This window comes from Vibrio sp. YT-17 (assembly GCF_033337375.1).
GTDB lineage: Bacteria > Pseudomonadota > Gammaproteobacteria > Enterobacterales > Vibrionaceae > Vibrio > Vibrio alginolyticus.
The window spans coordinates 1-1370 of sequence record NZ_JAWOQP010000093.1; the positions used below are offsets into that span (position 1 = coordinate 1).

At 48.0% G+C, this 1370-nt stretch carries 2 protein-coding genes; both read left to right on the forward strand.

Annotation, left to right across the window (positions count from 1 at the left end; translation table 11 throughout):
- Positions 1 to 1001: AsmA-like C-terminal region-containing protein (locus R7F67_RS24085; RefSeq protein ID WP_318057444.1), on the forward strand; the 1001-nt coding region annotated here is incomplete at its 5' end.
- Between the two features lie 34 nt (positions 1002 to 1035).
- On the forward strand, positions 1036 to 1370 hold a 335-nt coding region (locus R7F67_RS24090; RefSeq protein ID WP_318057445.1), incomplete at its 3' end, for a nitrilase-related carbon-nitrogen hydrolase.

Genomic DNA, 1370 nt, shown 5'->3' on the forward strand with positions numbered 1-1370 from the left:
ACCTCAAACCGTACGATTTCTCGGTGTCTCTAGACCATCTGCATTTGTACTTGCCAGACTTTGAGGAAATGACCAAAGAGCGCAGTTCGATTTTCGCTAGTGAAGATCAGAATGCGCCACTTATTACCAACTTTGACCGCAAGTTTCACGCTGAGATGCCAAACTTAACGTTGAACATCGACGATTTTTGGCTGCAAGGTTACAAGGTTGGCAAAGTGAATGTCGACTTACAGCGTCAAGATGATCGTTTGGAGTGGAAAAACATTACCTTCAGTAGCGGCAAAAACCGCATCGATATGAATGGTTGGTGGGAGCTGACCAAAGATCGTAGCCATTCCAATCTGACGTTAAAAATGAAAGGCGATAACAACACGGATCTGATGGAGCGTTTTGGTATCACGTCTGGGATCCAGCAAGCGCCGTTCGAGATCAACGCCAATATGAATTGGGATGGTGCGCCTTGGTCGATGAAGACACCAACCTTGCAGGGGAATGTCTCGACAGAGTTTGGCAAAGGGGTCGTGAGTGAAGTCAGCGGCGCGGCCCGTTTGCTTGGCCTATTTAGCTTGGACTCCATCATTCGTAAGATGCAGCTCGATTTTACCGACGTATTCGACAAAGGTATGGCGTTCAACTCCATCACGGGTACAGGCAAAATCCAAGATGGTGTGTTCATCACCAATGATATTGTGATGGATGCGCTAGCTGGTGAAATGCAAATTCGTGGTATTGCAAACATGACCAGCAGAATGGTGGATGCGGAAGTGAAGTTTACGCCGGATATTACGTCAGGGTTACCAATGCTGACGGCGTTTGCGGTAGCCCCTCAAACCGCTCTGTACGTGCTGGCGATTTCTACGGTAATTTCTCCAGTTGTAGAGGTGTTCACCCAAGTGAATTACGAGGTCAAAGGCCCGTTAGATTCACCAACCGTAAAAGAGATTTCACGTAGTAAAGGCGAATACAAGCTGCCAGAAAAACTGCGTGAGCAGGCTAAATAGATCGCCCGACTAAGTGGTAGAAGGAAGAGAACACATGGAACGTGTTGGCATCATTCAAATGACTTCGGGGCCTGATATTCAGGCGAATTTGGACTTTATTGACCAGCAATGTACTTTGGCGGCCAATCAAGGAGTGAAGCTGGTGCTCACACCGGAAAATGCGGTGTTGTTTGCCAGTCGAGAAGAGTACCATCAACATGCAGAGCCGTTAGGTAGCGGTGCTATTCAAGAGCGTTTAGCCAATATCGCGAAGAGTCATCAACAGACGCTTGTCGTTGGTAGCATGCCGATTCAAACCGCGCGTGGTGTGACAACGACGACGCTCGTTTTACCTCCTCACGGAAAGTGCATTGCCCATTATGACAAGCT